Raw genomic sequence first — 7667 nt, 5'->3', positions numbered from 1 at the left:
AGAATGAGCTTTCATATTACCTCTATTGCTATCCTTAACCTATTGAAGTTTGATTCTTTGGCTTCCGCAGGTAATTTGCCTAAACATCTAGAAAGTTTAATGGAAAAATCTAAAAGGTATGTTTTACTGAAAAAAAGAAGTAGAAACTACCCACGAGTTGTGAAAGGGAAACCACAGAAATACCCAAAAAAATGCCAGTCAATCTCTTAACTGACTGGCATTACTCATTTAGAGGGCTTTTTATTAGATTAGAATCTCCAGTTATAGAACAAGTCAATTGCACGCTCTAAAGACTGACTGGCTTCCAGATATAAACGCTGATTCATTTGATAACGTAAAGTCAGCTTGTTCACTGGGGTAAATACGCCAACCCCATAACGGATATATAAGTCTGGCGTAATATAACCGGTTACAGACACCTGAGTATCATCCCCGGTTCCCTGTGCATCCAGTGCCAGGCCGCTCAGGCCAAAGCTACGACCAATCTGGTTGGTCAAGGCACGCGTACCGCCCAAGCCCAGACTAATCCCTGCGGCTGCAATGGTGTTGTTTACATCAGATCTGAAACCTTCCGCCTGACTTAAACCTGAAGCCCCTTCATTGATACGACCAGTAATCAGGGCATTCAACGCTTCCTGTTCAGACAGACCAGCATCGTTATACACCTGAATGGCAGGACTTGAGGCTGTACCAGTGACACGTACACCCACCGTACTACCTTGAATGGATTTATTGGCATCAATATCTAAAGTTGGATTCGACAGTGGGCCATTAAAACGCGCAATCGCACGGTTCAGATCCAGACTTTGTCCATAGGCTTCAATTTTCACCCGTTGCGATACCCCGATCGCGCCATTGGCACGCATCGCAGATTCCAGACCACGTTGCGTCAGATTGACACGACCTAAGAGTGGAATACGGCTGTCAAAGCCCTGGAAGATCACCTGGTTTCCTAACGACACTGCAACATCTGCGCGAATATCCCATGGACGTGCAGCTTTCAGAATGGCGAGCTGGTCATCTCCCTCACGTACTACGCGTACGTCAGAAGACAAGCCCACCACAGGTTCAGACGCTTCAGGCATTGAAATCAGTGCACGAGGAACATCGACCTTGCCACTCAAGCTCAATTTTTTATTGAACGGATACATATCCAAGGTCAAATCAGGTGTAACCACCGCAGTAATCAGTGGTGCCTGACGAATCAGCAAATTTTCACCCTGAAGTTTAAGCTGTACGCGAGGATCCCCTTTCCAGTCTACAGAGCCAGTTAATTTACCAGCGCCACGACCACTATTAAATGCACCATTAATAGTCGCGGTATTTTGACGGACTGATGAATAGAGCTGCACATTGGTCAGATTGACTGGCAATGAAATCATACTGATCGCCCCGTCCTTAACCCGAATTTCACCTTCAAGTAATGGATCGGTTAACGTTCCACTAATTTTACCTGCATAAGACAAGGTACCATCCAGATTACGCACATCCTGAATGAATGGCTTAAAGACCTTCAGTTGAACCTGGTTAAAGGCAATCTCCCCACGCATTGGTTTATTGTCACGATATGGATCAATAATCACATTGGCATAGCCTGTACCAATATCCGGCGTTTTCACATCCAGACGAATCTGTAGTCCAGCAGCCACGCTTTTTGCGACCAGCCCCACTTCATCATATTTTAAGGTCGAGCCTAAATATTCCGGATCATCAGAAGATAAGCCAATCACCCCATTACGGGTTACCAGACGTGCATCAATCTTCGGTTTAGCACCTTGTGCCCAAGCTGCCTTGGCATAACCATTCACTTTACCGGTTAATGCTATACCTTCTGGCAGGAAGGCACTAAAGTCAGCCAGATCAAGGTTACGGGTAATAAAAGAAGCACTGCCTCGAGTTTTATTGACTCGAATCGGCTGATCAAAGCAGAGCTGGCTTTGCTGACTCATCCAGCAATGAACGCCAACAAACAGATCCGACTGTGCAGTGTTATAAATCACAGCTGCATTTTGACGCTGTACCAGATGGGTACGCAGTGAGTCGAAATCACCGCGCTGGATCTGGCCTAACCAGTTATTTTGTGCATTAAAACCACCTGCCAGCTGAACAAAGAATTTAGACAGCTTGTTTTCAGCCTGAACTTGCAGTACATGCGCGGCGCGGGTTCCAGCCAGTGAAACTTCACCACGTACAATCTGTCTATTGCCACTACGCAACTGATCCATGGTCGCAGTCAATAAAGTCGGTGTGGTTTGTGAAGTCGGCAACTGGCCACGTACCCGAATCTTGTCTACGCTAAACAGGTTCTTGAAGGCAAAATTATCCACTGCCAGATTTGCAGTTGCTTGTAAACGCGGTTGTGCCTGCATATTAATATAGCCTTGTACCCGGCCTCTTAATCCCGGATAAAGCTCATATAATGCCGGCGCATTCACTTTAAGTTGCAAATTCTGCGCATTACCTGTGGCCTGTAGCTGGTTGCTGGCATAAGACAGGAACAGGTTATTGGCTTCAAACTGCTGCGGTACAAAACCACGCTGCTTGGAGTCAATCAATACAGCCAGATTACCCTTACCGCGTACCGGTTTATTATTCAACATACCGGCCAGATTTAAGCGTTGAATCTGGATACGCTTCACTGCATCCGACCAGACACCTTGAGTTTGCAGATTACCAGACAATTCACCTTTAAGCTTGGCATTGAAATACTGAGGTTTGAATCGCACCAGAGAGGCATTTACATTCCAGCCAATACCATTTGCCAGATTCACCTGACCATTGGCATTAATTTTTCCTGCGACACCATCATGACGCAGTTCCTTGATATTCAGCATATCAGGCGTACCTGACAAGCGCAGTTTCAACAATCCCTGACTGGCCTTGATCTGGCTGGCACTTAATGCACCATCATAATTGACCGCATAACTTTTGAATCCGCCACCTGCTTTTTCATCATGGAACAACAAGGCAATATTACTATTACCTGTCAGATGAACGGTTTCATTTTGCGCAGCCAGTCGTCCGGTCAGATCTACACCGCTAAGATTAATAATTTGCTGATTCGGGCGTGCATAACCACTGGCTTTTACCCGACCATTCAAGCGGTCAATTGGTGAAGCTGCAGCCAGAGTTTGAGTATTCAGGTTCTGGGCATTTAATACTGCGGACCATTTGAGCTGACGTTTTTCTTCTGGCAGTTCAACCCGTGCATTACCTGTTAGACTGCCGGCCTGTCCATTTCCACTATATTTAAAACTTGGAACATTCAGAATATTATTTTTCAGGTTTAGTTGTGCCTGATACATTCCTGTCGGCAACAGCCCTTCTTCATGCTGAGCAACCTGAGTAGCGACATGGATATTCTGCTGGCCTTCGACCAGTACCAGATCAACATCGCCTGATTCACTTTTTAACCAGCCGATATAAGGCACAGCACGATCAATATTTTTCCAGGCCACATCCAGTAACATCGGTTGAGCTTTATTGTCTTTAACCGGCTTCTGATCCAGCTTGATATTCCAGGTTTCATAGCGGTCAAAATCCACCAGTCCTGTTAAATGCAGGCCATTTTCCAGGTTACCGGTAGAGGCAATATTACCGTCCAGACTTGGTGGCAGAAAGTCTTGCACCACCTGTGGAATTCGCTGATGTTTTGGATCAATCCCATTCATGCGACCTGTCAGATCCCAATCCACCCGATCAGCCCAGCCTACAGTACCTGCCAGGCTTACCGAACCTTTCATTAGCTGACCATTTAGATCAGTAATATTGAGCTGATTGACCAGATCGGTATACATCACTGCGGTATATTGCCCATCCGGGATATTTTCACCTTCAATATCGGTGCGGACATTCAAATCCAGGCGCTTGGTATTCCCATTAAACTCGGCCACACCATCTTTCGTAAACAGTTTTTGCTCTGTCAGGATTGGCCAGTGATATTGCTTGAACTGGAGTTCACCACGCATGGGTACATTGGGACGCATCGGGTGCAGAATCGCCCAGCCCGTCAGCAAATCTGGCGTGTTGGTCGCGACCCCGGCCTGAATAGTATCCAGTGTACCTCTAGCACGTACTTGAATATCGTGAATATTCAGGCTTTCTCTGAGTGAAGGCAGATTTAAAATCCCGCGTGCATCTAGTGGATATTTACCTTCAAACTGCATTTTCCCGGTAGCTTCGCGTACCGACAGATAGCCCATATCCATGCGGGAATCTTCGAAATTCAGCTCGGTACCTGACCATAATGCTTCATTCAGTTCAATATTATAAAAATCAACTGCATTGGTCTGGGTTTTAATCACCAAGTGATCGAGAAGTAAATGATCAACCCGCAATACAAACGGTAAACGAATAGCATTGAACTTGAATGGCTCATCACTTGGCGGATTTTTATTAATAATCTGTAAATTCAGTACATCTGCTTCAGTCAGATGAATTTCTTTTTTGATAATCGCCCGCCAACCCAGCTTGACATCAGCACGATCAATTTTGACATCGACCGGTTTCAGGGTGACCAGAACATTTTTCAGGATAATCCCGCGCCACAGGTTGCCACCTTCATATTCATAATGAATGATTTCCTGGCGCTGCATCACCTGATCGAGCAGAAATTTACTGCCTTTATCGGTAGAAAACAGGATCGCCAGTACAGACAGCAGAAAAATAAGAGAAAAAAGAACCGACAATAGAATACTTCTAAATATACGGCGCTTTTTCGGCACAACTTCAGGTTGTTGCTCTTGTTCTGGCTGTGGTTGGTTCTCGACCATGATCTACCCAAATAACTATTTTTAATTAATAAATGTTTTATAACTGCGAGCCAATAAAGAAGTGCAGACGAATCGGATAATTATCATCCGACAGTCCGGTCGCCACATCTAAACGAATTGGGCCAATCGGTGAAGCCCAACGAATCCCCAGCCCCGCACCATATTCTGTTGGATTACTAAAATCCTCATTATAGGCATTTCCGGCATCCGCAAATACCGCAGCGCGCCAGCCTTCCCTGAACTGATAATTATACTCCAGTGAAGCCACACCCAAAGCCTGTCCGCCCACTTTAAAGCCTTCAATTTCTGGAGAAAGGCTCTTATAGTCGAAACCACGGATGCTCTGGTCACCGCCACTAAAATAACGCAGGTTATAGGGTACTTTGGCAAAATCTTCAGTAAAGATATAACCCAGATCCGCACGACCGACAAACTGGTGATCGGCATTTTCGCCTAATGAATAGATAAAACGCCAGCCTGCATTCACAATCGCCATATCGGCATCAGACAATAAAGCTTCACTGCCCAATTCGACTTTATAGGTTTGCTTAAAGCCCTTGGTCGGATTCACCCGGCGATCACTATCGGTACGGGAAACTTCATAACCCACCAGTAAAGACTGCTGTTCATCTTCAGTATTGAATCTGAATGCTTCCGGAATCTGGCTAAAATCGACCGAACCATCCTGCGTCAGACGATCCAGGCGGTAACGCAGACCGTAAGTTTGTTGCCAGCTGCCACGCGGGTTTTTAATAATCCGGTCAGCACCGAGTACCGCGGATTCAATTAACAGGCCATCACCTTGAGCCACACCATCACGTTCTTCACGCTCATAACCACCTACGATACTGATATAGTCATTAAGTGGATGGTTGTATGGAATATTATAACGGCCATCAATTGACTGACGGATTTGTGACAATTCAAGGTTGGCATCAAATGAGTGACCACGCTTGTTTACGATCGCGCGGCGATATTGTCCACGTAAGCGTGTTCCGGTATCCGTACCATAACCCAGACCAACTTCGGCACTGTTAAGACGGTCTGCATTCAGTGTCACGATCACCGGAATTTTTTTCTCTTCACGAGCCTGAGCCTTTAAACGTTCTTCTTCGTCTTCTTTAGTCTGTTGCTGAACCCGCAAAGTTCTTAAATTTGGATTCTCTGCATCACGACTACCAGCAAACTGATCTTCATCCACCACATCCTGGGTAACTTCCTGATCGGATGCCGGTGCAGCTTTCTTGGCTACACCTATTTCATCTTCTGAAAACTTCTGTTCTTCTATCAGACTCTGAATATCCGGTGCCAGTTCCAGCTCTCGATCAATAGGATCAGGACGAATCGCATCCACCAGCGTATAGTTAAAATAACGTGAGTTCGTCAGGTTGTTGGCCAGACTATTCACACGCCAGAAGGTGTAATCAGCACCATCTTCCCAAGTAACCAGACTTTCCAGTACATCACGATTTAGCGGAAATTCTTTTTCAGGATCACTCATCCTGAACTCTACATTACCCAGTTTATAACGCTCACCTGTTTCAAAGCGTAGGTTCACATCGGCTGTATTTTCGGGTTGGGCAATGCGCACATCATGCAAGCGCCAGTACGCATCAAAATAACCATTATTGCTGGCTGCGGTATTAATCCGGTCTTTGGTTTTTTCATAATCCCCATGGTTAAAGATATCACCTTCTTCCTGTTCCGGTAGAAGACTAATAACCTGGAACTGCGGCTGTTCACCACCTGGGCCACTAAACTCAATATTATGGGTATTGATAATGACCGGCTCATTCGGAGTCACATAGACTCTAACCCGACTGTCAGATAATTTTTCAAATCTGAACTGGGCATTGTAATAACCTACAGCTTGGGCAGCCTGATTGGACAGATTACGGAGTTGCGGTAATGCAGATGAAAAATCTTCAAAGGATTCCTGGGTAAAGCTGGAAAGTTTAGCTTTTACATTATTTCTGAGATTCGTATAACCTTCTGACTGGGCTTTACGATTCAATCCGCCATTGCTTTGCGCAGTGCCATTTCCATTCACAATGACCACATCTGCACTGATCCGAGGCAAACTGGCGGTCATAATCTGGCGAGGTGGACGGATTTTATAAAACAGTCGCTTGAAAATATTCGGACGTTTGTCATTTTCAGGCGTTGTTGGTGCAGGCAATTCGGATAAGGTCGCATCCGACTCATTTCTTTGCACGATGATCTGACTATCGGCCTGAATGGACTGCATAAGCTGATCAACATTCACAGGTGCCTGATTGATTTCAACCAGTTCCTGCTGACTCATATCATTGACTACTGTTTCAGTTTGCGCGGTCTGGCGATAGGCTTGCGCCTCGCGTTTCGCTTCTTCCGCAACCTGATAAATCTCATTGGCCATGCTCTGGTCAATCGTTTGCACCGGCAGGCTTTCTAAATCATCAAACTCAATTGGCTGAAATTCACCCAGAGACGTTCCCATAGTCTGCTGCTCTTGCAGCATTTGCATACTATCTACGGTCGAAGTTTCAGGTTCTAAGGCTTCTTCAACTTTTTCTGTCGCTTCAGCTTCGGTCGTAGCTACCCCTTGTCGAACGGCTTCCTGGGATAACTCTTCGATCATTTCTGCCTGAGAGAGTGCTACCGGAGTTTCCGTCTGCTCAGTTTGTGCCATGCCCTGATGCGATAACATCATGAAAAATATACTCATACATAGCCTGGCTCGGCCATGATACGGTACGAGAGACCCCATACTACGATTCAGCATCGTTTGTTTAAATTTTCTCTTTGCGGGCATAGCAAACTCTAAACGAATACATTCTTTAATTGATTATTTGACCGAAAAAGATAAGCTAAAGAACTTAAATTATTGGGTTTTGCCTTTACATGGACGAAAGT

The 7667-nt window shown here is 45.5% G+C and carries 2 protein-coding genes and 1 pseudogene; 1 reads left to right on the top strand and 2 read right to left on the bottom strand.

The features are described 5' to 3' along the window. A pseudogene (locus tag FTV13_RS15615) lies at positions 1–210 on the top strand (DDE transposase); the annotation flags it as partial. 38 nt (positions 211–248) lie between these two features. Here FTV13_RS15615 and FTV13_RS11225 read toward each other — a convergent pair. Then, complete coding sequence (locus FTV13_RS11225; RefSeq protein ID WP_180012068.1) at positions 249–4772, bottom strand: translocation/assembly module TamB domain-containing protein; 4524 nt, start codon at positions 4770–4772, stop codon at positions 249–251. 37 nt (positions 4773–4809) lie between these two features. Next, positions 4810–7566 carry an autotransporter assembly complex family protein gene (locus FTV13_RS11220; RefSeq protein ID WP_180012066.1) on the bottom strand — a complete coding sequence of 919 codons (2757 nt, stop codon included), beginning with the start codon at positions 7564–7566 and terminating at the stop codon, positions 4810–4812. Between the last annotated feature and the right edge of the window lie 101 nt (positions 7567–7667).

Origin of the sequence: Acinetobacter sp. YH12235, assembly GCF_013417705.1 — a bacterium.
In the GTDB taxonomy this organism is placed as follows: Bacteria; Pseudomonadota; Gammaproteobacteria; order Pseudomonadales; family Moraxellaceae; genus Acinetobacter.
This window is presented reverse-complemented; position numbering and strand designations above follow the sequence as displayed.

Coding starts and splice junctions, on each gene's coding strand:
- FTV13_RS11220 (WP_180012066.1), bottom strand. CDS start 7,566: ATGCCCGCAAAGAGAAAATTTAAACAAACGATGCTGAATCGTAGTATG.
- FTV13_RS11225 (WP_180012068.1), bottom strand. CDS start 4,772: ATGGTCGAGAACCAACCACAGCCAGAACAAGAGCAACAACCTGAAGTT.